This is a genomic window from Vibrio sp. 10N.261.52.C11 (assembly GCF_041471405.1).
Taxonomy (GTDB): Bacteria; Pseudomonadota; Gammaproteobacteria; order Enterobacterales; family Vibrionaceae; genus Vibrio; species Vibrio crassostreae_C.
Genome location: NZ_JBFROI010000156.1, coordinates 1 through 378, shown reverse-complemented (window position 1 = coordinate 378; position 378 = coordinate 1). Strand labels below are relative to the sequence as shown.

The window sequence follows — 378 nt, the reverse complement described above, 5'->3', positions numbered from 1 at the left end:
GATTATCGGGAACCAAGAGCTGTGGTACACCACCGAAGTGCTCGAACGCATTGGCATGCGCCTCTAACCAGTAAGACTTACCTTGACTCGGGAAGGCTTCAACATAGGTGTAATTGGACGCACCTAAGGTCGCCACGAACACTTCTGCTTCGCGCACTTCACCTGTATCAGGGTTGACCACTTGAAGCCGAGGCCCACAGTAATCGATAAACAGCTTGTCACCTGCCACATGGAGCTGGCGCATGCTGCGCTTTTGAGTTTTGAACCAACGAGTGAAGTGCTCGCAGAACTGAGTGTAAGCGTAAGCTTGTTCTTGATATTGCTCATGGTATTCCTGCCACAACAACATCTTTGTCATGCCTTTACGTCTGAGTTCGA

General features: G+C 50.0%; 1 pseudogene. It reads right to left on the bottom strand.

Going from position 1 to position 378, the window contains the following annotated elements:
• A pseudogene (locus AB4323_RS24515) lies at positions 1-378 on the bottom strand (IS21 family transposase); the annotation flags it as partial.